Source organism: Streptococcus bouchesdurhonensis (assembly GCF_948472335.1).
Genome location: NZ_CAOKTW010000001.1, coordinates 293118 through 318255, shown reverse-complemented (window position 1 = coordinate 318255; position 25138 = coordinate 293118). Strand labels below are relative to the sequence as shown.

The following is a 25138-nucleotide window of genomic DNA, read 5'->3' as shown; positions in this document are numbered from 1 at the left end:
CTATGATAACATGGAGGTATTGTGTATGGTTGACAAACAAGTCATTGAAGAAATCAAAAACAATGCCAACATTGTGGAAGTCATAGGAGATGTGATTTCTTTACAAAAGGCAGGACGGAACTATCTAGGGCTCTGTCCTTTTCATGGTGAAAAAACACCTTCTTTCAACGTTGTAGAGGACAAACAGTTTTACCACTGTTTTGGTTGTGGTCGATCAGGTGACGTCTTTAAGTTCATCGAGGAGTACCAAGGGGTTCCCTTTATGGAGGCTGTCCAAATCTTAGGTCAGCGTGTTGGGATTGAGGTTGAAAAGCCGCTTTATAGTGAACATAAGCCAGTTTCGCCTCACCAAGCTCTTTATGATATGCACGAAGATGCTGCCAAATTTTACCATGCTATTCTCATGACAACGACTATGGGAGAAGAGGCCAGAAATTACCTTTATCAGCGTGGTTTGACAGATGAAGTGCTCAAACATTTTCGGATTGGTTTAGCACCTCCAGAACGCAACTATCTTTATCAACGTTTGTCTGGTCAGTATCGTGAAGAGGATTTTCTAGATTCAGGATTGTTTTATCTCTCGGATGCCAATCAATTTGTAGATACATTTCACAATCGGATCATGTTTCCCCTGACAAATGACCAGGGCAAGGTCATTGCCTTCTCAGGTCGTATCTGGCAGAAAACGGATTCACAAACTTCTAAGTATAAAAATAGCCGATCGACTGCAATTTTTAACAAAAGTTACGAATTATATCATATGGATAGGGCAAAAAAATCTTCTGGCAAAACCAGTGAGATTTACCTGATGGAAGGATTCATGGATGTCATTGCAGCCTATCGGGCTGGAATCGAAAACGCTGTGGCGTCCATGGGAACAGCCTTGAGCCGTGAGCATGTTGAGCATCTGAAAAGGTTAACCAAGAAGTTGGTTCTGGTATACGATGGCGATAAGGCTGGGCAAGCTGCGACATTGAAAGCACTGGATGAAATTGGTGATATACCTGTGCAAATTGTCAGCATGCCTGATAACTTGGATCCAGATGAGTATCTACAAAAAAATGGTCCAGAAGACTTGGCCTATCTATTAACGAAAACTCGTATTAGTCCGATTGAGTTTTACATTCACCAGTACAAACCTGAAAATAGTGAAAATTTGCAGGCTCAGATTGAGTTTATTGAAAAAATAGCTCCCTTGATTGTTCAAGAAAAATCTATTACTGCTCAAAACAGCTATATACATATTTTAGCTGACAGTCTGGCGTCCTTTGATTATGCCCAGATTGAGCAGATTGTTAATGAGAGTCGTCAGGCGCAAAGGCAGAATCGCATGGAAGGAATTTCCAGACCGACGCCAATCACTATGCCTGTTACCAAGCAGTTATCGGCTATTATGAGGGCAGAAGCTCATCTACTTTATCGAATGATGGAATCCCCTCTTGTTTTGAACGATTACCGCTTGCGGGAAGACTTTGCATTTGATACACCTGAATTTCAGGCTTTATATGACTTGCTTGGCCAGTATGGAAATCTTCCTCCAGAAGTTCTAGCAGAACAGACAGAGGAAGTTGAAAGAGCTTGGTACCAAGTTTTAGGTCAGGATTTGCCTGCTGAGATATCACCTCAGGAACTTAGTGAAGTAGAAATGACTCGAAACAAGGCTCTCTTGAATCAGGACAATATGAGAATCAAAAAGAAGGTGCAGGAAGCTAGCCATGTAGGAGATACCGACACAGCCTTAGAAGAATTGGAACGTTTAATTTCCCAAAAGAGAAGAATGGAGTAATAATGGCAACAAAACAAAAAGAAGTAACAACATTTGACGTACAAGTAGCAGAATTTATCCGTAATCATAAACAAAAAGGGACTGCAACAGATGATGAAATCAATGCCAGTCTAGTCATTCCTTTTACCTTGGACGCTGATGGGATTGAAGATCTCTTGCAACGAATTCAGGATGCAGGGATTTCTATCACAGATAACGAAGGAAATCCGAGTGCGCGTGTTCTTATTGCAGAAGAAGAGCCAGAACTCAGTGATGAGGACTTGATTGGTTCAACTTCTGCTAAGGTTAATGACCCTGTCCGTATGTACTTGAAAGAAATCGGGGTCGTTCCTCTCTTGACCAATGAAGAGGAAAAAGAATTGGCGCTAGCAGTTGAAGCTGGCGATATCGAAGCTAAACAACGCCTTGCGGAAGCCAACCTTCGTTTAGTTGTTTCTATTGCCAAACGCTATGTTGGACGTGGTATGCAGTTTCTTGACTTGATTCAAGAAGGGAACATGGGCTTGATGAAGGCAGTTGATAAGTTTGACTATTCTAAAGGATTTAAGTTCTCAACTTACGCAACTTGGTGGATTCGTCAGGCTATCACTCGTGCTATTGCGGATCAAGCTCGTACTATCCGTATCCCAGTTCACATGGTTGAAACCATTAATAAATTGGTTCGTGAACAACGTAATCTCCTTCAAGAATTGGGACAAGATCCAACACCTGAACAAATCGCTGAACGTATGGATATGACCCCTGACAAGGTTCGTGAAATCTTGAAGATTGCCCAAGAACCAGTATCTCTTGAAACTCCTATCGGTGAAGAGGATGATAGCCACCTTGGGGACTTTATCGAAGATGAAGTGATTGAAAATCCAGTGGACTATACAACTCGTATTGTCTTGCGTGAGCAGTTGGATGAGGTCTTGGATACTCTTACAGACCGTGAAGAAAATGTTTTGCGTCTGCGTTTTGGGCTAGATGATGGTAAAATGCGTACCCTTGAAGATGTGGGTAAAGTCTTTAACGTGACTCGCGAGCGTATCCGTCAGATTGAGGCTAAAGCTTTGAGAAAACTACGTCAACCAAGTCGCAGCAAACCGCTTCGTGATTTTATTGAAGACTAAGAGTGAGGATGAATATGGCTTATACAGAAGAGCAAATTGAAAACATCAAAACACGAATTTTATCAGCCTTGGAAGAAGTTATTGACCCTGAGTTGGGAATCGATATTGTCAATCTTGGTTTGATCTATGAAATTCGTTTTGACGGTGACACAGGACAAACAGAGATTGATATGACTTTGACAACCATGGGTTGTCCTCTAGCAGACCTTTTGACAGACCAGATTTATGATGCTATGACAGAGGTTCCAGAAGTAACGGATACTGAGGTCAAATTAGTTTGGTATCCAGCCTGGACTGTTGAAAAAATGAGTCGCTATGCACGTATTGCCCTAGGCATTAAGTAAACAAATAAAAACATGTGAGAGATTATTGGAAAAGCGAGGAAATTTCCCCCTCTTTTCCTCTAGTCTCTCCTTTCTTTTGCTGATTTTATTCAAAGAAAATGATATAATAGTAGTTATGGAAAAAAAGAAATTACGCATCAATATGTTGAGTTCAAGTGAGAAAGTAGCAGGACAAGGAGTTTCAGGTGCTTACCGTGAATTAGTTCGTCTTCTTCACCGTGATGCCAAGGACCAATTGATTGTTACAGAAAATCTTCCAATAGAGGCAGATGTGACTCACTTTCATACAATTGATTTCCCCTATTATTTATCGACATTCCAGAAGAAACGCTCAGGAAGGAAAATTGGCTATGTGCACTTCTTGCCTGATACACTTGAGGGGAGTTTGAAAATTCCATTTTTCTTAAAGGGAATTGTGAAACGCTATGTATTTTCTTTTTACAACCGGATGGAGCACTTGGTGGTGGTCAATCCTATGTTTATCGAGGATTTGGTGGCAGCTGGTATTCCACGTGAAAAAGTTACCTATATTCCTAACTTTGTAAACAAGGAAAAATGGCTACCTCTTCCACAGGAAGAGGTAGCGAGACTGCGTACAGAGCTAGGTCTTAGTGACAATCAGTTTATCGTAGTAGGTGCTGGTCAAGTTCAGAAACGTAAAGGAATTGATGACTTTATCCGTCTGGCTGAGGAATTGCCTCAGATTACCTTTATATGGGCGGGTGGTTTCTCTTTTGGTGGTATGACAGATGGTTATGAACGTTATAAGAAAATCATGGAGAATCCCCCTAAAAATTTGATTTTTCCAGGTATTGTATCGCCAGAGCGGATGCGCGAATTGTATGCCCTAGCGGATCTTTTCTTGTTGCCTAGTTATAATGAGCTCTTTCCGATGACGATTTTAGAGGCTGCCAGTTGTGAAGCTCCGATTATGTTGCGTGATTTAGATCTTTATAAGGTAATTTTGGATGGAGATTATCGGGCGACAGCAGATAGAGAAGAGATGAAAGAAGCTATTCTGGAATATCAAGCGAATCCTGCTGCTTTAAAAGATTTGAAAGAAAAAGCTAAGAATATTTCTAGAGAGTATTCTGAAGAGCATCTGTTACAAATCTGGTTGGACTTTTATGAGAAACAAGCCGCTTTAGGGAGAAAGTAAAAAGTGAGGTAATCTATGCGAATTGGTTTATTTACAGATACCTATTTTCCTCAGGTTTCAGGTGTTGCGACCAGTATTCGAACCTTGAAAACCGAACTTGAAAAGCAGGGACATGCTGTTTTTATCTTTACAACGACAGATAAGGATGTCAATCGTTATGAAGATTGGCAAATTATCCGCATTCCAAGTGTTCCTTTCTTTGCTTTTAAAGATCGTCGCTTTGCCTATCGAGGTTTCAGCAAGGCGCTTGAAATTGCTAAACAATATCAGCTAGATATTATCCATACTCAGACAGAATTTTCTCTTGGCTTGTTGGGAATTTGGATTGCGCGTGAATTGAAGATTCCAGTCATCCATACCTATCACACCCAATACGAAGACTACGTGCATTATATTGCTAAGGGGATGTTGATTCGTCCTAGTATGGTCAAGTACTTAGTAAGAGGTTTCCTGCATGATGTGGATGGGGTTATTTGCCCGAGTGAGATTGTCCGAGACTTGCTATCTGACTATAAGGTCAAGGTTGAAAAAAGGGTCATTCCAACTGGGATTGAATTAGCCAAGTTTGAGCGTCCAGAAATCAAGCAAGAAAATCTAAAAGAACTGCGTAGTAAATTAGGGATTCAAGAGGACGAACAGATGTTGCTGAGTCTTTCCAGAATTTCTTATGAAAAAAATATTCAAGCAGTATTAGCAGCTTTTGCAGAAGTTCTGAAAGAGGAAGACAAGGTTAAACTGGTAGTTGCCGGGGATGGCCCTTATCTGAATGACCTTAAAGAGCAAGCCCAGAAACTAGAGATTCAAGACTCTGTTGTCTTTACAGGGATGATTGCTCCTAGTGAGACGGCTCTTTACTATAAGGCAGCGGATTTCTTCATCTCAGCATCGACGAGTGAGACGCAGGGTTTGACATACTTGGAAAGCTTGGCCAGTGGAACGCCAGTTATTGCTCACGGAAATCCTTATCTGGACAATCTGATCAATGATAAGATGTTTGGAACATTATACTACGGTGAACATGATTTGGCTGGGGCTATTTTAGAAGCCCTGATTGCAACGCCAGATATGGATGAGCATACCTTATCAGAGAAGTTGTACGAGATTTCAGCTGAGAACTTTGGAAAACGAGTGCATGAGTTTTATCTGGATGCCATCATTTCAAATAACTTCCAGAAAGATTTAGCCAAAGATGATACGGTCAGTCAGCGTATCTTTAAGACAGTTTTGTATCTTCCGCAAAAGGTGGTCGCTGTGCCCGTAAAAGGCTCTAGACGCATGCTGAAGGCTTCAAAAACGCAGTTAATCAGCATAAGAGATTATTGGAAAGACCATGAGGAATAGAAAGAGGAACAGCCATGAAAAAACAATTAATGAGAAGTGGTCTTGATAAAAAGATTGCGGGTGTTTGTGCCGGAGTGGCCCATTATCTTGATATGGATCCAACTATCGTTCGCGTAATATGGGGTGTTCTTGCATTTTGTTATGGGGCAGGAATTGTAGCTTATATCATTTTATGGATTATTGCGCCGGTAGCAAGTGACTATTGAAAACTAGCTGAATTCATGCTAAGATAATAGAAAATAGAATGTAACGAAGGAGATAAAAATGGCATTTGGAGATAATGGAAATCGTAAAAAAACCTTGTTTGAGAAATTAACTTTAATCATCGTGATTATTATGCTTTTAGCGAGTATATTTGGTATTTTTGCAACTGCAATTAGCGCCCTCAGTAATCTATAAAATAGATTCAAGAAAATTTTGTGACTGGGATTTCCCAGCCCTTTTTTAAAGTGAGAAGAAAAAATGAGTATGTTTTTAGATACAGCCAAGATTAAGGTCAAGGCTGGTAATGGTGGCGATGGTATGGTTGCCTTTCGCCGTGAAAAATATGTCCCTAATGGCGGTCCTTGGGGTGGTGATGGTGGTCGTGGAGGTAATGTAGTCTTCGTTGTAGACGAAGGTTTGCGTACCTTGATGGATTTCCGCTACAATCGCCATTTCAAGGCTGATTCTGGGGAAAAAGGAATGACCAAAGGAATGCATGGACGTGGTGCTGAGGATCTCAGAGTTCGAGTGCCGCAAGGTACGACTGTGCGTGATGCAGATACTGGCAAGGTCTTGACAGATTTGATTGAACATGGGCAAGAATTTATTGTAGCCCACGGAGGTCGTGGTGGTCGTGGAAATATTCGCTTTGCGACACCAAAAAATCCTGCACCGGAAATCTCTGAAAATGGAGAACCAGGTCAGGAACGTGAGTTACAATTGGAACTAAAAATCTTGGCAGATGTCGGTTTAGTAGGATTCCCATCTGTAGGGAAATCAACACTTTTAAGTGTTATTACCTCAGCTAAACCTAAAATTGGTGCCTACCACTTTACCACTATTGTGCCAAATTTAGGTATGGTTCGTACCCAATCAGGTGAATCCTTTGCAGTAGCCGATTTGCCAGGTTTGATTGAAGGGGCTAGTCAAGGTGTTGGTTTGGGAACCCAGTTCCTCCGTCACATTGAGCGTACACGTGTCATTCTTCATATTATTGATATGTCAGCTAGCGAAGGCCGTGATCCTTATGAGGACTATCTAGCTATCAATAAGGAGTTAGAGTCTTATAACCTCCGTCTCATGGAGCGTCCACAGATTATCGTAGCCAACAAAATGGACATGCCTGAGAGTCAGGAAAATCTTGAAGAATTCAAGAAAAAATTGGCTGAAAACTACGATGAATTTGAAGAGTTACCAGCTATTTTCCCAATTTCTGGTTTGACCAAGCAAGGTTTGGCTACGCTCTTGGATGCTACAGCTGAATTGTTAGACAAGACACCAGAATTCTTGCTATACGACGAGTCAGATATGGAAGAAGAAGCTTACTATGGATTTGATGAGGAAGAAAAAGCCTTTGAAATTAGTCGTGATGACGATGCTACATGGGTGCTTTCTGGTGAAAAACTTATGAAACTCTTTAATATGACCAACTTTGATCGTGACGAATCAGTCATGAAATTTGCTCGCCAGCTTCGTGGTATGGGGGTTGATGAAGCCCTTCGTGCGCGTGGAGCTAAAGATGGTGATTTGGTCCGCATTGGTAAATTTGAGTTTGAATTTGTAGACTAGGAGATTGGTATGGGAGATAAACCGATATCTTTCCGAGATGCGGATGGCAATTTTGTTTCCGCCGCAGATGTTTGGAATGAAAAGAAATTGGAAGAACTATTTAATCGTCTCAATCCAAATCGTGCCCTGAGATTAGCACGAACTAAAAAAGACAATCCATCTCAGTAAAATAGATAAAAAGATTCCGTGCCACATTGGACACGGAATTTTCTTATTCTTCAAAGAAAAATGGTGGAGCGAATTTTTTCAGTTCTTCAAAGCACTTTTGGGCAGCTTCTGCATCTTCACAGATGACGAGACAGACATCATCGCCACAGAGAGTAGCGATAGCGTCAGGGAAGCTCAATGCATCAATGATAGAACCAAAGGATTGAGCAAGTCCAGGAAGGGTTTTTAGCAGAACTTGGTGTTGAACTGGACGCATCAAGACAAGAGCATCTTCCATGTAAATTTCGAGACGTTTTTCCCATTTTGAGATAGAACCTGTATTGAGCACGTAGTAAGAGTTGTCTTCTTCTCGTACTTTTGACAGGTTCATATTTTTGATGTCGCGTGAGAGAGTTGCCTGGGTAACTTGAATGTCGTTATCAGCAAGAAGGGCTTGCAGCTCAGCCTGTGTATGAATCTTGTTTTTTGCAACAAGAGCGCGTATAAGTTGGTGTCGGTGTTCAGATTTATTCATAAAATGTTACTCCTTGTACTAGGTACAGAAAGCGTGGACTGAACGAAATCGTCAGTCGGGTGGTAAGCGGTATTGTCACGTATGATGATTTCAAAGTCAGTAGTATAGGACTAAATGGAGAAAATCCCACTCTTTTAACTTGTCACTAGTTGGGTGGAGATGAATTGGCTATCTATCCGTTTATCTACATTGGTGTCCTCTACTAACAGTAAATCATTCAATTTGGGTAGCCTTTTGTCACGACTTGTTGTGAATTTACGATTAATGTTAATTCACAGAGATTTTCCAACATGTGGTGTGGTAGCGAGTATTATTAATGAGTACACATGTTGGTTAAGGTCTTAGTATCTTTTTTCCAAGCTCCCGTGTAGGCTTATCATAAGTCCTGCTTTGAGAGTGAATTTGATACCAAGTTTATGTTTGTTTCAACAGTTCAAGTGGAAATCTTCCATATTGAAAGTCTGATATCATACCTTTTGACAAGGTAGGATAAGACTAGACTGTTCAAGATTGACAGTCAGGTGGTAAGCGGTATTGTCACGGATGGTGATTTCAAAGTCAGTAGTATAGAGGACTAAACGAAGAGTATCTCCTTCTTTTAACTTGTAAATAGTTGGTTGCAGTTCAAATTGGATATCCATCCATTCATCTGCAGTAATATCCTCTACTAACAGTAAATCATTTCTATTTTGCAAATTGAGGTAGCCTTTTGTCACGACGCGTTGTGCATTTTCACGAAAAGGCAATTCGTTAAGATTTTCCAACATGTGATAGCGACCGTTGTCAATGGTTCTAGCACTTAAAACAGCTGGATAAGGTTGTAGGTATTTCTTTTGTCCATGTTCCAGTAGTTGGGCAGATAAGAGCCCCTTATTTGTACTGGATTTGATACGAAGATTGAGTTGGGCACGACCGTTCAAGTGAAGATCTTTGGTTACAGGAAGGTCAATAGTAATCTGATTGGTTTTCCCTTGATAGAGTTCTGTATTGAAGGTCTGGTAGGTCTTACCATAGCGCTCAAAATCCTTATCTGGGTACTGGTTTTGAATGACTTTCTCTTCTTGACCAAGTGAGAAGGTTTCAAAGTTTTCTTGCCCACCGAAGGTATCAAGTGATAGCCAAGTCTGAGGGGCTGTATTGTCCTGCCAAATGACAGTAGGAAGTTGGAAATCTGTATCTTGTCCCAGTAATTTCTTTGTCAATAAGACGTTCATGGACTCACGGAAGTCAATGGACTGCCAGTTGTTCATGTACACATGGGCGCCATTATGGAAAAAGAGATGCTTGTTTATATGAGCAGGAAGGGCGTGAAACATCTGGTAAACATGAAGTGGTTTGACATTCCAATCCTGTGAACCATGAGTAAAGACAACCTCTGCCTTTACCTTATGGGCATTGAGCAGATAATTGCGATCATGCCAAAATTGATTGTAGTCACCAGATTTGCGATCTAACTGCTCTTTTACTTTTTCTAAGTCAGCTTGGTGAGCCTCATTACCACGGATATAGTCACCAGCCAAGAGATTACGAGAGTAGGTTAGTTCAGCAAGGGAGTCAAAGTCCTCACCTGGATAACCACCTGGGCTAGTTACTAGACCGTTTTCACGGTAGTAGTTGTACCACGAAGAAATACCAGCCTCGGCAATGATAACCTCTAAACCATCTACACCTGTAGTCGAAAGACCATTGGACATGGTACCTAGATAAGAAAGTCCAGTTGTGGCTACTTTTCCGTTTGACCAGTCAGCCTTGACTTGACGCTGGCGCGTGTGGTCAGTAAAGGCACGGCAACGACCATTAAGCCAATCGATGACATTTTTATAAGCCTCGATTTGCTGGTAGTCTCCATTAGTCATGAAACCTGTGGAGTCTTTGGTACCAACACCAGAGACATAGAGATTAGCAAAGCCTCGTGGAAGGAAGTAGTCGTTGAGAGTATAGCTAGCGTTGATGTGCGTTAGCTTTTCCTCGGCTTCTGATACAAGCTCAGCTTGACCTTGGGCTTGGACGAGATTGAGTTGAGATTCTTTAAGCTGAATTTTCTGAGCAGGTTTGACCTCAAGCTCACCCTCCATCTTGTAGAGAGCCTTATCGCTTGCTTTATCATTTGTTCCCTGATGGTAGGGACTGGCAGTCATGATAGCAGGGATTTGCCCATCATAACGAGGACGAATAATGCTGACCTTGACTAGGTCTGGTAGACCTTTTTGGTCAGTATCGATACGAGACTCAACGTAAACGACTTCGCGAATGGCATCATGGCTAGAAAAGGTAGCCAAACTCTTGCCGTTAAAGTAGTGATAGTCATTATCCTCAGGAATAAGACCATCACTGACAAGTTGGTCGATAAGAGTGTTCCCCTTTTTGGTGCGAGTATTGAGTAACTGATAGAGATTTTCAATCAAGTCACCATATACAATAGGAAATCCAGACTCTTTACGAAAAACATCACTGTCTTCAAAGTCAACCAAATAAGAAAAACCTAAAAGTTGAAAGGCTACAGTATAGAAAATATCTGCAGTCAACTCTTTATCTGATTGAAAAAATGTCAGTAAGTCAGTTTCTTTATCAACTGCTAAACTGGATAGAGGATAGGTGCTATCTTTAAAATTAAAAAAGAAACGAATGAGAAACGCTTCAAGCATTTTTTTATTTGTGATGTTGACTGGTAAATCAAATCCATACTTTTTTAATTCAAAGATAATTGTATCTCTAGGTAGCGCTAAATAGCTAAATCGATTAAAACGCATAAAACCTCCAGTAAAATTATACTTCAATTTATTATATCAAAAAAGCAAAAAAAATACCAAGATAAAGTCAAAAACAAAATAGTATATAAATATAAATAATATTAAAAAACGATTAATATATATATATATATATAATTATTTCTTTCTTGAACTGATAGCGTTTTTGTGATAAAATATATACTATGTAATTGTAATTCGAAGTTACATAAAAAAATAAGGAAGTGAACATTATGTATAAATCAAAAAGACAAAAAAATAAGTCTTTTGATTGGTATGGCTTGAGCCAACGTTTCTCTATTCGTAAGTATCATTTTGGTGCTGCGAGTGTGCTGTTGGGGACAGCCTTGATTTTGGGTGCTGCCCAAACGACTGCCAAGGCAGAAGAAACAGCTACTGAAAATAAAACAGAAGCTGTTGCATCTGCTCCAAAAGATGATAAGACAGGTGAGAATGTCGCAAATGTGACGACACCAGCTCTTTCTGCTACGACAAAAGCGGCTGTAGTAGAAAAGCCAACCTTGAGTGATGAGGAAGTTGCAAAATTAGCTGCTGAAGCATCTAAGAAAGATGATAAAGCAGCTGAAACAGCTACAACTGAAAAAACAGAAGCAGCTGACAAAGAAAAAGCAACACTAACTGCTCCTTCAACAGACAAAAAAGCTGAGAAAACAGTTGATGATAAAGCTGATAAGAAAGATGAAAAGAAAGCAGAAAACCCAATTGATGCTACTAAAACTGTCCTTGAACAGTTGACATCTGAAGCAGAAGTATTGAACACAACTGCCTCAAATTTTGCGGATAAAAAGGCAGAAGATAAAGCTGGAAAAGAAGCAATCGCAACTGCAGTTGCTTCAGCTAAAATTCAAATCGAAGCTTCTAAGAAAGCTCTTGCTGCTGGAGAAATCACTAAGCAAGAATTGGATGCCCAACTCCAACGTATCTCATCTGCCATCGAAGCAGTCTATGCTGAGATGAAGCGTGCAGGACATGTAGGTAAGGTTGAAGCAGTGTTGGCGGATGGAACTACTACTAATACAGCAATCGTAGCTCCAACAACTAAGACTCCTGTAAAAAATATTAATGAGTTAACGGATGAAGAAGTTGCAGCGATTAAGCGTGAGATTATGAATGCCAACCCTAGCATTACGGATCCTTCTATGATTGAAGTAGTACAAAAAGGAAACGCAACTGCAGGTGAAGCAACTGTTACTGTAAATGGTGTTAAAACAAAGATTCCTTCTGGAAACACTGTTGTTGGTACTGCAGGTACAAAAAACTTAGAGCAACTTAAAAATAACATTAACTGGTTCGACTTTGCAGCAGCATCAATTACATACTCTAATGGTACTGTAGTAGGGCCTGCAAGAAAATTAGCGCAACCAATTACTAAAACTATCACATATCCAAATGGTGATAGAGTTGAAGGTAAAATCACAATGGTTCGTGATGTTACCTATGCTGATGGTTCAAAAGGTTTAACAACTGATGATAAATTCTTAAATTCAGGAACTGCGAAATATGTTGAACATTTATACTACACGGGTGGAGCTCAAAACGATCATGAACTTTACGAAGCTTTACAAGAAGGTATGAAGTTCAATGTTAAAACAAAGGTTGAAGGCTATACTTTAACAGCTACAGTTATAAAATTAGGTTCGAAAAATGTAGAGGCTGACCCAAATAAAACACCAGCAGGACCAGTGAATGCGGTTCGTGATTATGGTGATTGGGGTTCTGATAAACAATTAGCGAAAGCACAAGCTGAGGATAAAAGATTCAAAGAAAATGCTACGAAAAACAAAAAAACGTTGGCTAATAATCCAACAGTTTCAGTAAATGGTGTAGCATTAACACTACCAGAATATCCAACAGAAACATTTGCCAATACAGATGCCTACTATGAAAAAGTAGCAGCTTACCAAACAGCGGTACAAGCTTATAATAAAGCTATTGATACTCAAAAATTATCTGCAACGAAATTGTCAGAAACTGGGTTCACTTATGTTAATGTGAATGGTAAGGCTGTACCAAAAGGATCAGCAGCATTATATAAAAAGATTGGTAACGAAAGAAAAGCTGATGTACTTATAACAGCTCAGGATACTCAATGGTCATACTTAAGAAAAGCAGGTCTTCCAACAACAAATCCAGATGGAAGTGAAATGCTTACTGCTTTCACATCATCTCGTGATGAAGCGAATGTAGGGGTGACATTTGCGCTTTCTGCAACTTATAATGGTCGTATAGTAGATGTTAACGTAATTGCTGCAGATGCTGAAGAAGCTGGGCGTACAGAAATTGTTCAATTCGAGACAGATGGAACGAAATGGGAACAATTCATGGCGTTAAACCTTCAAAAAGATATTGATGAAAAAACTGCTCAAGGAGTTTACCCAAGTAGACAAAGTGATGTTAATGCTGATGGACGTCTTGCAGAAGCAGGATATAATCCAAAAGATTGGGTTAACGTAGATGAAAATGGAAACCCTTCTGCATATGGAACGAATACATTCGGAGCTAACTACACAGCTATGGGTTCTAAAAACTCATTACCAATAGCGCTTTCTCAAAACGTTAAGACATTATCAATGTACTTAAACTCTTCAGGTGCGCAAGCAGGAACTATTGGTTTCATGATTTATGATGGTGGAGATGCACCACAATCTTATGGTTCAGCTCAACATATCATCGGAGATTTCAACAAAGAAGTTGTTAAAGATGGTGTGAAAACACAAGTTACTGCTACTCAACCATACTTAGGTAATGTTAAAGGAGATCCAGACTTCCGTTCAACAAAAACAGATCCTTCAGGCGGATGGGTACTTGATGACTTAATTACATCAGAGAAATATAAAGAGACACCATTAGAATCAGGAAAAACAATTGTAACTACAGATAAAGGTGTAACAGGTAAATACTTATTATTACCAAATGGGAATGCTGTAATTGAAAAAGCTGATAACACACGTGTACTTTTAAATCAAGGTGATGTTATTGAAATGGAGAATCCAGTATCTAAACTTCCGATTCGTGGTGTCTATAACCATACAACTGGTGCTTTAGGTGAAGGTACTCTTGGCGATGAAGGAGAAAGTCAATTACTTGATCCAGCGGTGGCAACTGAGTATAAACTCCGCCAAGCACAAGGAAATGAATATGTTCTTGAAGGAGTTCGTGCTAATCTTGGTGTCAATAATGACAAAGCCTATGTTCGTGGTTGGGTAGATTTTAATAATAATGGTAAATTCGATCTTAATGAATCTTCAGAAATTGTAGAAGTTAACAAAAACGGAACTTACAATATTAAATTTAAAAATACACCTCAATTATTAGATACTTCAGCAGATAGCTTAGGTGTGCGTTTACGTATTTCGTTAACTAAAGATGAAATTCTAGAACCAACAGGTGTAGCATCATCAGGGGAAGTAGAAGACTTTGAAACACATGTGATTCACATGCCACGCGGCACTAAACATGAAACCAGTGACTTCCAAGGTCGTGAACAAACTGTTAAGTTACCAACAAATGCGATGTTTACAGCTAGTGGTAAAAACAAAGATTCCAAATATAAACAATGGGCTCAGATTGAAAATGAAAGCTTACCACCGAAAATTGTTTTAACAGATAAACAAGTGGCGTCAGAAGAAGCGTACACACCAACAGATAGCGAATTACCATCAAACTATCGTAAAGGTGATAATGGTAAAGTTTTCGTTGAACGTAATGGTGCAACAGTATTCACTGGAGAGTATGTAACCGTTAAAGATAAGAACAATAAAGTTCTCGGTAAAGGTCTAAAAATTACAAATCCATTGAATAACAAAACAGAGTACTTACTTGACACATATACTGAATATGATTCTGCAGGAAATGAAGTAGGTACTTATAAAGTAAACCCAGCAAGTAATGGTAAGAATGTTTCTATAGGTAATGGTTTATACGAAACTACATTAACTTTCAAACCTGTAGATGCTTATGTAGGTACAGCTAAAGGTATCGCAGTTCGTGCATGGGATGATAACAATAGTTCAACTGGTTGGGAAGCGACAAATGATACTATTGAAACTTCTAAGACATCTACTACACTAGCAGAGAAAGATAAAGTATTAGAAAATACAAATAATGGAAATAATGGCTATAAATCTATGGATACTAGCTATATTCCAACTGTTATTGACGTTCGTCCAGTAGGTGAAGATACAATAACAGAAGATGTACAAGGAAAACCACAATCATCAAATCCAACCATTCCAGCTTATGCAACAGTTGAAACAGTAACAAATGATAAAATTGAAGATACTAAGTATACTGCGAATTTTGTAATATTAGACAAAACTAAAAAACCAACATTAGCTATACAAAAAGAAATTCCTGGGAAAGTATATACTGAAGATACAAAAGTTGATAAAGAAACAGAAGTAACACTACCTAATGGAAAAAAAGCAACATTCAAACCAGCTGATAAAATCCCAGCGAATACAAGAATCGCTGAAACTGAAGCTGTGACAGTTAATGGGACAGGAGATGTACTTGTAAGTAATGTTCGTTATAGTACTGGTTCAGTACCTGCAGGAGCAATTTTAGAAGGTGCAGGACCTACAGTTACAGAGCCGACAACAGTTTTAAGAAATGGAGCAAATGTTGTTATTCCGGTAGGAGATAAAGTTCAAAAAGGTGATGAACTTGTTACTCCACTTAAGATAGCTGGAGGAGCTCAGATAACTACATGGAAGAAAACATATCAAAAAGGTGAGACTATTCCAAAAGTAACAGCTGATAAATTCTCTGTTTTAGGGAAAGAGACTCCAGCAGATCAACTTGTTCCAAAAGGTGAGTCTATCACATTAAATGGTACAACTTATAATGCAAATAATGATACTGTTCCAAAAGGATCTCGTGAAGTAACAACGTATGAGAACTTAATGGGATCTAAACTTCCAGATGCAGTTCATATTGATCCTGAAACAGGAGAAGTTACAACAGTACCTCGTAGCTATACTAAAGTAACAGATACTGAAATTGTAATCGAAAATGAAGGAACATATACATTAAACCAAGACACAGGTGAAATTACATTCACTCCACATCCTAAGTTTGTAGATACAGGTACAGGTGTAGTAAAACAACAACCTGATATCGACTATAATGACAAAGTAGCAGGAGACCCTGTAACAAGTAAATATGGAACTGACTATGGTAAAGCGAAATATATTCCAATTGTTAAACCACAGTCAAAAGCATCTATTACACGTACCATTCACTATGTATACGAAAATGCTGATGATAATCCAGCAAGTCAAGATTCTTATAAAGACAACGATCCAATCGTAGCAATCGATAACACACCAGTTACTCGTACACAAACGATTGACTATACTCGTGAATACAAGATCTTCTCTGAAGCAGGAACTACTGATAAGGCAATCACAACTGCGAACCAAGTTACAGATGCAACAGGTCATGTCTATAAAGTTGGAGATACTATCCCAGCAGGAACACAGTTCAACCAAGGATCAATTATTATCGGTAAATGGACAGCTTCAAGTGATGAAAATTCTAAATTTAAAGAAATTATCTCACCTACAGTTAAAGGGTATACAGCCGAAGTAGTGACAGCTAACTTCACAAACCCGGATGATACTGGTAAGATGGGACACATCCACAATGGTAAACAACCTGTAGGATTATATACTCCAGTAGCAGATAATACAAAAGATGTTGGAGTATATGAGCCGCTAGTATCTGAAGTTCGTTCAGACGACAAAGATGACTTCGATATGTATGTTGTTTACAAAGCTGACAAACAAAAAGCGAATGTAACATACATAGACTTAGATGCAACAGGTGATGCTCGTATTCTTGAAATACAAACAGCAAATGCGGCTCCAGCAACAGGTGCAGATGCAAAAACAACTTATAATGTTGAGAAACTTCAAGGTAAATCTCATACGAAGATTCCTTACTTAACAGCAGAAACTATTAAGAAATATGAAGATCTTGGTTATGAATTAGTAACAGATGACTATACAAACGATGCTCAAGGTAAAGCTATCGCAGATGGACGTACATTTGATAATGATAAAGATGTTGATCAACCATTCAACGTATATCTACGTCATAAGAAAACTGAACTTTCAGCTTCAGACAACGAAACGAGAACAGTAACACGTTATATTGACTATGTTTATGCAGATAAAGCAGTTGCAGATGTAGCAAACGAAAATCTAACTGATGAAATTCCAGCTGATAGAAAAGAAGCGTTTGTAAAAGTTAATGATAATGACAAAGCGGATAGAGTAAAAGAAACTCTAACATTTACGCGTACTCGTAAGCTTGATCTTGCAACAACATCAAAATTATATCCAGAAGAATATAAAAAATATAATGATGTTGTAAAAGCAAGTGGAGAAAATTCTAAAGCAGCTGAAGATGCAAAAGCTACATTATTTAAGTTTGTAGAAAATAAAGCGAAAGAAGCTAACGCAACAGCGGAAGCAAAAGCAGCGGTTAGTTACGGTAAATGGGAAGCTACAGCAGGAAAAATATCGAAGATTTCTCCAACAACAGGAGCAGAAACAGAAGTATCTCAAGAAGATAGTGATAGAAGATTTAATAATGTAACATCTCCTACTGTTCCAGGATATTTACCTGACAATGCCTTAGTAGAAGCAACAGCAGATATTGATCCAGAATCAAGTCCAGATAAACTGCTAGTTACTGTTAAATACTCTCCAGTAGACCAAAAAGCTGTAGTTAAATTTGTAGAAGTAGATCCTACTAATACAGATAAAGTCATTACTCCAGGTCTTGCAGATCCAATCACAGTGACTGGTAAATCAGAAGCAGCTTATCCGGCTACAACAGCAACGTCAGTAACTGATAAAATTGCTGAGCTAGTTAAGAAAGGTTACGAACTTATTGATAATGGATTCAAACCAACTGATAAATTCGATAAAGATGCTGCAGTTGATCAAGAATATGTTGTGAAATTCAAAGCTAAAGTAGTAGATGTTCCATTATTTGATCCAACAAAACCATCAAGTGATGACAATCCAAAACCAACTCCAGGTGTAACACCAATCGATCCAAATAATCCAGACGGACCAAAATGGACTGAAGCATTAATCAACGCTGTAAAAGTACAAGAAGAAGTAACACGTACTATTAAGTATGTATATGAAGACGGTACTCCAGTCGCAGAATCTGATTTAACAAGTGTAGCTGATAAGAAAGTTAAAACACTTAAATTCACTCGTTCTGGTAAGATTAATGTAGCGACAGGAGAAATCACATACGGAGATTGGTCAGCTGATCAAACATTCGAAGCAGTAACTTCTCCAACACTTGAGAAATACACTGCGGCAGTTGCAGGTGTAACACCAACAGTTGCAGATGTACCAGCGAAAACTGTAGCGGCTACAGATAAAGACTTCGAAGAAGTAGTAGTTTATAAAACGAAACTAATTACAGTCGATCCAAAAGCTCCAGGCTATAAAGAACCTAAGAAAGATGAGCCAATCAATCCAAATGATCCAAATGGACCAAAATGGACTGATGAACTACTTGCGAAATTGAAGAATACTGAAGAAGTGACACGTACAATTTCGTACACTTACTCAACAGAAGCAAGTGAACTAAACCAAGCTGAAAAAGATGCAAATAAAGCTGGAACTAATGTAGCTGATCCATTTACTACAAAAGTTAATTACACTCGTGTAGCTAAAGTGAACCCAGTAACAGGTGAAATCACTTATGGAGAATGGGAAGCGAAGGATAACGATACTACACTAGAAGGAAAAGCAGAGCTTCCGAAAGTAGCAGGATATGTGGCAACGGGAGATGTAGAGACATCAACTAAATCTGTAGAAAATGTAAAAGCAGAAGATAAAGATATTACGGAAAAAGTAGTGTACAAAGCACTAGGTAAATATGTACCAGTTGTACCAGAAGGATTCACTCCTCCAACAATTCAAGATCCACAATATCCAAATAATCCAGATGATCCTACAAAACCAGGAACACCAACAACGACAATTCCATACGTACCAGGAACTACACCAGTAGGACCAGATGGACAACCGTTAAAACCAAAAGTACCTGGAGATCCAAAACAAGGATATGAACCACCAGCTCCAACAACACCAACAGGAGATACAACAATCGTTTATACGAAAGATGGTTCTCAAGTAGCGGTAACGAAATTCGTAGATACAACTGGTAAAGGATTGGAACCTTCGGTAGTCGATACAGGTGATACAGGTAAACCATTTACGAAAGATGCGGATGTAACTGCAGCAATCAACAAAATTTTAGCTCGTGGATATGAAAAAGTGGCAAATGTAAATGCTGGTGAAAAAGATTATCCATCAACAGATGCTGAAAAAGTATTTGATGCTGATGCATCAACAAACCAAGAATATACAGTGACATTCAAACCGATTGTTAAAGATATTCCAACAGATCCAACTACTCCAGGTTATGTGAAACCAGAACCAGGTCAACCAGTAGATCCAACAAAACCAGACGGACCAAAATGGCCTGATTCAGTTAAAGACTTGAAGACTACTGACTCTGTAACACGTACTATCAAGTATATTTATGATGATGGAATTCCAGTTCCAGACAATAAACTTGGTACAGATGTAGTTGGTAAAAAAGTTCAAACTCTTGAATTCACGAGAACAGCTAAAGTAAATCTTGTGACAGGAGAAGTTGAATATGGAACTTGGACTCCTAAGACAACAGCTGATTTTGAATCAGTGCCAACACCAACAATTGATGGATATACTTCTGCGTTAGTAAGTAATCCAACAACAAGTGATGTTCCAGCTAAGACAGTAACAGCTGATGCAGCGGACTTCGAAGAAGTAGTTGTTTACAAAACAAAACAAATTACAATTGATCCAAATGATCCAAACTTCGATCCTGAAAAACCAGTAGATCCAAGTAATCCTAATGGACCAAAATACAAAGATCTAAAACTAGCTGAAGAAGTAAAACGTACAATTACGTACACTTATGCAGACGATGTAGCAGATACTGCTAAACGTGGAACTGAAGCAGAACCTAAACATGAAACTACTGTAAGCTTCACACGTACGGCAATAGTTAATGCTGTAACAAAAGAGATTACTTATAGTGAATGGATTCCTAAGGATAACGATACAACTCTTGAAGGTAAAGCTGTAGTACCAGTTAAAACTGGATATGTAGCAACAGGAGATGTTGAGTCGTCTAAGAAAGACGTAACAGGTGTTAACGCAACGGATAAAGATATTGTTGAAAAAGTTATCTACAAAGATTTAGGTAAATTTGTACCAAAAGTACCAGAAGGATTCACTCCTCCGACAATTGAAAACCCACAATATCCAAATAATCCAGATGATCCTACAAAACCGGGAACACCAACAACAACGATTCCTTATGTACCAGGTACAACACCAGTAGGCCCAGATGGAAAACCGTTAACTCCGAAAGACCCTAACGATCCAAAACAAGGATATAACCCACCAACACCAACAAATCCAACTGAGGATACTACAATCGTTTATACGAAAGATGGTTCTCAAGTAGCAGTAGTTCACTTCGTTGAAGTAAACAGTGCAACGGATAAGACTGAAAAAGGTGGAGTAGCTCAATCAATCGTTGATACTGGAGATACAGGAAAAGCCTTCACGAAAGGTGCAGAAGTAACATCAACAATCGAAGCTCTTAAAGCGAAAGGATATACAGTAGTAGAAAACAACTATCCAACAGATGGTACATTCGATGCAGATGCAACAACAAATCAAGAATATAAAGTTCTTGTAGCAGTTAAAACTGTAACTGTAAATCCAAACGATCCAACTCCAACTAAAAATCAACCAATTGATCCAAATAATCCAACAGGACCAAAATGGACTCCAGAGTTAATCAAAGAGTTAGAAGATGGACGTAAAGAAGAAGTTAAACGTACAATCAAGTATGTTTATGTGGATGGAACAAAAGCTGCTGATACAGTAGAAGAAACTAAGAACTTCAGTCGTTCAGCAACAATTAACCCAGTAACTGGTAAGATTACATTCGGAGAATGGTCACCAGCTAACCAAACATTTGGAGAAGTAACTTCACCAGAAATTAAGAACTACACTCCAAATAAAGCGACTGTACCAGCATCTGAAGTAACAGCAACTGCTGAAGACATCAATGAAACAGTAGTTTATACTACAAAACCAGTACCATTAGATCCATCTAAACCAGTTGATCCAAATACTCCAGATGTTACTCCTAAACCTGATGATAAAGTACCAAACGATCCAAAAGGACGTACTTACAAAGAATTAGGATTAATCGAAGAAGTAACACACACAGTTCACTACAAACTAGCTGACGGATCAGATGCAGGTATCCCTGACAATGTACAAACATTAACATTCACTCGTACAGCTGACTTAGATCCAGTAACAGGAGCAATCTCTAACTTTGGAGAATGGAAAGCTAAAGACGATGATACAACAATTGATGCTATAACAACACCGAACAAATCAGGATATGTAGCTTCAGCGGCTAAATCTACAGAGCGTACAGAGGTTAAAGCTACTGATAAAGATAGTGAAGAAACAATCATCTACCGTAAACTTGGTTCATACGTACCGGTAATCCCAGAAGGCGTAACACCTCCAGCGGATGCTGACCTAAATCCAAAACCATATGAAAATCCAACTAACGAAGATCCTACAAAACCAGGAACACCTACTGAAACTCCAGTAGTACCATACATCCCTGGAACAACACCAGTAGGACCAGATGGTAAACCATTAACTCCGAAAGATCCTAACGATCCAACGAAAGGATATGAAGTACCAAAACAACCAGAAGATCCAACTCAAAACACTACAATTACGTATGTGAAAGATGGTTCTCAAGTTGCGTTAGTTCACTTCATTAAAGAGGATGGAACTGCAGTTCACGTATCAGTTGCGGAAGCAGGAGACACAGGTAAAGCAATCAAGACAACAAATGTTGATAATGTTAAAGCTGAGTTAGAAGCTAAAGGTTATGAAGTTGTTGCACCAACAGATGCAGCATACACTGCAGAACGTGTAGCATTCTATGCTGAAGCAAACCATACATTTGATGACAAGGATGACAAAGGTAATAGTGGAATTAGCCAAGTATACTATGTAATCGTTAAAGAAGGTATCACACCAATCGATCCAGATAAACCGCTAGATCCAAATAATCCAAATGTGACTCCAAAACCAGGAGATAAAGTACCTGGAGATCCAAAACAACGTACTTACGAACAACTAGGATTACTAGATGAAGTTAATCGTACAATCAACTACAGATATGCGAATACTGAAAAAGTAGATGCTGATAAACGTGGTCAAGAGGCTCGTCCGACTGTAGAACAAAAACTTCGTTACTCTCGTAAAGGGGATCTAAACAAAGTAACAGGTGAAATCACTTATACTTCTGATTGGACAAAACCACAAACATTAGCTGAAGTAGTATCTCCAGTAATAGAAGGATATGTTGCGGATATTAAAGCAGCTGAAAAAGTAGAGAACGTTGCTCACGATGCAGCTGACTCTGTAGTAAACGTTGTTTACTCACCGCTAGGTAAATATGTACCAAAAGTACCAGAAGGATTCGAAGTTCCAAAAGTTGAGAAACCTCAATATCCAAACGATCCAACAGATCCAACTAAACCAGGAACACCAACAACAGTGATTCCTCACGTTCCAGGAACAACTCCAAAAGATCCAAATGGAAATCCACTGAAACCAGTAGATCCAAATGATCCAAGTAAAGGATATGTTCCACCAACACCTGAAAACCCAACAGAAGATACGCAAATCACTTATGAGAAAGATACTCAAAAAGCGAAAGTAACTTATGTGGTAGAAGGAACAGGAACAGTACTTCACACAGATAACCTAGAAGGTAAATCTGGAGAACCAATCGAGTACTCTACAGTAGCTAAACTTGCTGAATTGAAAGCTCTAGGATATGACCTAGTAACTGACGGATTCACAACTGCTACAGATAAGAACTACGATAAAGATACGAAAGTAGATCAAAGCTTCGTAGTTACAGTTACACCACACGTTGAGCCAATCAAACCAGTAGATCCAACTAATCCAAATGATCCTAATAAACCAAAACCAGGTGATCCAATCGATCCTAAGAACCCTGATGGACCAAAATGGACAGAAGATCTAATTAAACAAATCGATACAACTCGTCACGTTAACCGTACAATCAAGTATGTTAACGAAAAAGGTAAGGAAGTAGCTGAGAAAGTAACAGATAAAGTTACATTCACTCGTGAAGCTAAGATCAACGCTGTAACAGGTGTAATCACTTACGGTGATTGGACAGCTAAAGGTGGAGATACAACATTCGATAAAGTAGAATCACCAGTAGTTAAAGGATACATTCTGAAAGATGCGAAACAAAAAGAAGTAGCAGCTACAACAGGATTAACTGCAGACTCTAAAGATGAAAACATCGAAGTTGTCTACACTAAACTTGGTTCATGGGTACCAAAAGTACCAGAAGGTGAAACACCAATTGACCCGCTTCCATATCCAAATGATCCAAAAGATCCAACTAAACCTGGAACTGATAAACCAATCGTTCCTCATTTCCCAGGAACTGAGCCAAAAGTACCAAAAGACCCAACTAAGCCTTTTGATCCAAACACTAACCCATTAGTTCCATTAACACCAGTAGATCCAAATGATCCATCTAAAGGATATGAAGTACCACCAGTACCAACAGATCCAGGTAAAAATATTGAAATCATTTACGAAGCTGATAAGCAAAAAGCTATCACTAACTTTAAAGATAAAGATGGTAATAAAGTATCTGACTCAGTAGTAGATGAAGGTGATTCAGGATCAAAATTCACTAAGTCTGGTGAAGTAGAAAGCAAGATTAAAGAACTTGTTAAGAAAGGTTACATTGTAGAAAGCAATGATTACCCTTCTGCAGATAATGATAGAGTATTCGATAAAGACAAAGATAAAGATCAAGAATTTAACGTGGTAGTTACTCCACTTATCGTGCCAACAAATCCAAATAATCCTGATAAACCAATGGTGCCAACAGATCCAACTAAACCAGTAGGTCCAAATAACCCACTGAAACCTGTAACACCATCAACACCAGAACCAGGTAAACCAGTATTCCCTGGAGACCCAAATAGTCCAGTATGGCCAAATACTGTGAAAGATCTTGTAACTGAGAAATCAGCTACACGTACGATCAAGTATGTAGATCGCAACGGAAAAGAAGTTTCTGAAACTCGTACAGAAACTATCAAGTTTACTCGTGAAGCGAAAGTGAACTTGGTAACTGGTGAGATCACTTATGGTGAATGGACAACAGATCGTAACGATGATATCTTCAACGGTTACCAAGTACCAGTTGTGAAAGGATACATCGCTAAAGCTGGTGATCTAGAATCATCAACTAAAGATGTAAAAGTAACTCCTGATACAATCAAGGATATCAATGAAACAGTGATTTACGATAAGTTAGGTTCATGGATTCCAAATATTCCAGGAACACCAACAAATCCAATCACATATCCAAATGATCCGAAAGATCCAACTAAACCAGGAACTGATAAACCTAAAGTACCTTATGTACCAGGATTCATTCCAGTAGATCCAAATGGAAATCCATTGAAACCAGTTGATCCAAATGATCCAACGAAAGGATACGAAGTACCAGAGGTACCTGGTGATCCAACGCAAGATACACCAATCAACTACATTCCTAAGGATCCTACACCAAATCCAACTCCATACCCAGGTCCAACTCCAGCTCCGACTCCTAAACCAGAGCCTAAGCCGGAACCAAAACCTGAGCCAAAACCAGAACCAGAAACTCCACAACCTGTAACACCTGCAGATAATGGAGATAACAACGGAAATAATAATGGTACTCCAGCAACTCCAGCTCAACCAGCAGCTCCTTCTACACCTCAATATATGGATGGTCAACGTGAACTTCCAAATACAGGTACAGAAGATCACGCTAGCCTTGCAGCACTTGGACTTCTAGGAGCCCTAAGTGGATTTGGATTGATTGCTCGTAAGAAAAGAGAAGATGAAGAATAATCATTTTGCTCCATATTAAATGCTGACTTGCAATCAAATACAGAAAGAACTTGAGATTTACTATCTCAGGTTCTTTT

The 25138-nt window shown here is 39.0% G+C and carries 12 protein-coding genes and 1 pseudogene; 10 read left to right on the top strand and 3 right to left on the bottom strand.

The window, feature by feature from the left end:
* Window positions 1-25 precede the first annotated feature (25 nt).
* The 9 genes from dnaG to QMQ21_RS01430 all read left to right on the top strand — a co-directional run bounded on the left by dnaG (window position 26) and on the right by QMQ21_RS01430 (window position 7683).
* Window positions 26-1786 (top strand): DNA primase, encoded by a 1761-nt coding sequence (dnaG, locus tag QMQ21_RS01470; RefSeq protein ID WP_261813785.1) that lies wholly within the window; start codon window positions 26-28, stop codon window positions 1784-1786.
* A 2-nt stretch (window positions 1787-1788) separates the two neighbouring features.
* Window positions 1789-2898, top strand: a complete 1110-nt coding sequence (gene rpoD / locus QMQ21_RS01465; RefSeq protein WP_033686617.1) for an RNA polymerase sigma factor RpoD — start codon at window positions 1789-1791, stop codon at window positions 2896-2898.
* 14 nt (window positions 2899-2912) lie between these two features.
* On the top strand, window positions 2913-3242 hold the full coding sequence (locus tag QMQ21_RS01460) for a metal-sulfur cluster assembly factor (protein ID WP_000331925.1): 330 nt from the start codon (window positions 2913-2915) through the stop codon (window positions 3240-3242).
* A gap of 115 nt (window positions 3243-3357) precedes the next feature.
* Complete coding sequence (gene cpoA / locus QMQ21_RS01455; RefSeq protein WP_033686616.1) at window positions 3358-4401, top strand: alpha-galactosylglucosyldiacylglycerol synthase; 1044 nt, start codon at window positions 3358-3360, stop codon at window positions 4399-4401.
* A 15-nt stretch (window positions 4402-4416) separates the two neighbouring features.
* Entirely contained in the window at window positions 4417-5742 is a 1326-nt protein-coding gene (locus QMQ21_RS01450) for a glycosyltransferase family 4 protein (protein WP_261813784.1), read from the top strand.
* A 29-nt stretch (window positions 5743-5771) separates the two neighbouring features.
* Entirely contained in the window at window positions 5772-5948 is a 177-nt protein-coding gene (locus tag QMQ21_RS01445; RefSeq protein WP_084929897.1) for a PspC domain-containing protein, read from the top strand.
* Between the two features lie 58 nt (window positions 5949-6006).
* Window positions 6007-6141 carry a DUF4044 domain-containing protein gene (locus tag QMQ21_RS01440; RefSeq protein WP_084951397.1) on the top strand — a complete coding sequence of 45 codons (135 nt, stop codon included), beginning with the start codon at window positions 6007-6009 and terminating at the stop codon, window positions 6139-6141.
* A gap of 63 nt (window positions 6142-6204) precedes the next feature.
* Entirely contained in the window at window positions 6205-7515 is a 1311-nt protein-coding gene (obgE, locus tag QMQ21_RS01435; RefSeq protein WP_173274503.1) for a GTPase ObgE, read from the top strand.
* Between the two features lie 9 nt (window positions 7516-7524).
* A complete protein-coding gene (locus tag QMQ21_RS01430; RefSeq protein WP_007284777.1) occupies window positions 7525-7683 on the top strand; it encodes a hypothetical protein in 159 nt (52 codons plus the stop codon).
* A gap of 43 nt (window positions 7684-7726) precedes the next feature.
* On the opposite strand, the gene QMQ21_RS01425 is transcribed toward QMQ21_RS01430, so the two are convergent.
* The 3 genes and pseudogenes from QMQ21_RS01425 to QMQ21_RS01420 form a co-directional block, all read right to left on the bottom strand.
* A complete protein-coding gene (locus QMQ21_RS01425; protein WP_049550725.1) occupies window positions 7727-8197 on the bottom strand; it encodes an arginine repressor in 471 nt (156 codons plus the stop codon).
* Window positions 8194-8495, bottom strand: a pseudogene (locus tag QMQ21_RS19400) (Xaa-Pro dipeptidyl-peptidase); the annotation flags it as partial. The gene QMQ21_RS01425 and the pseudogene QMQ21_RS19400, both read right to left, overlap by 4 nt.
* 169 nt (window positions 8496-8664) lie before the next feature.
* Window positions 8665-10947 carry a Xaa-Pro dipeptidyl-peptidase gene (locus tag QMQ21_RS01420; RefSeq protein ID WP_261813781.1) on the bottom strand — a complete coding sequence of 761 codons (2283 nt, stop codon included), beginning with the start codon at window positions 10945-10947 and terminating at the stop codon, window positions 8665-8667.
* A 230-nt stretch (window positions 10948-11177) separates the two neighbouring features.
* On the opposite strand from QMQ21_RS01420, the gene QMQ21_RS01415 reads away from it, so the two are divergent.
* On the top strand, window positions 11178-25061 hold the full coding sequence (locus QMQ21_RS01415; RefSeq protein WP_261813780.1) for a mucin-binding protein: 13884 nt from the start codon (window positions 11178-11180) through the stop codon (window positions 25059-25061).
* The last annotated feature ends 77 nt before the right edge of the window (window positions 25062-25138 follow it).

Excerpts from the sequence above, each read along its gene's own strand:
- dnaG (WP_261813785.1), top strand. The coding sequence starts at position 26 with ATGGTTGACAAACAAGTCATTGAAGAAATCAAAAACAATGCCAACATT.
- rpoD (WP_033686617.1), top strand. The coding sequence starts at position 1,789 with ATGGCAACAAAACAAAAAGAAGTAACAACATTTGACGTACAAGTAGCA.
- QMQ21_RS01460 (WP_000331925.1), top strand. The coding sequence starts at position 2,913 with ATGGCTTATACAGAAGAGCAAATTGAAAACATCAAAACACGAATTTTA.
- cpoA (WP_033686616.1), top strand. The coding sequence starts at position 3,358 with ATGGAAAAAAAGAAATTACGCATCAATATGTTGAGTTCAAGTGAGAAA.
- QMQ21_RS01450 (WP_261813784.1), top strand. The coding sequence starts at position 4,417 with ATGCGAATTGGTTTATTTACAGATACCTATTTTCCTCAGGTTTCAGGT.
- QMQ21_RS01445 (WP_084929897.1), top strand. The coding sequence starts at position 5,772 with ATGAGAAGTGGTCTTGATAAAAAGATTGCGGGTGTTTGTGCCGGAGTG.
- QMQ21_RS01440 (WP_084951397.1), top strand. The coding sequence starts at position 6,007 with ATGGCATTTGGAGATAATGGAAATCGTAAAAAAACCTTGTTTGAGAAA.
- obgE (WP_173274503.1), top strand. The coding sequence starts at position 6,205 with ATGAGTATGTTTTTAGATACAGCCAAGATTAAGGTCAAGGCTGGTAAT.
- QMQ21_RS01430 (WP_007284777.1), top strand. The coding sequence starts at position 7,525 with ATGGGAGATAAACCGATATCTTTCCGAGATGCGGATGGCAATTTTGTT.
- QMQ21_RS01425 (WP_049550725.1), bottom strand. The coding sequence starts at position 8,197 with ATGAATAAATCTGAACACCGACACCAACTTATACGCGCTCTTGTTGCA.
- QMQ21_RS01420 (WP_261813781.1), bottom strand. The coding sequence starts at position 10,947 with ATGCGTTTTAATCGATTTAGCTATTTAGCGCTACCTAGAGATACAATT.
- QMQ21_RS01415 (WP_261813780.1), top strand. The coding sequence starts at position 11,178 with ATGTATAAATCAAAAAGACAAAAAAATAAGTCTTTTGATTGGTATGGC.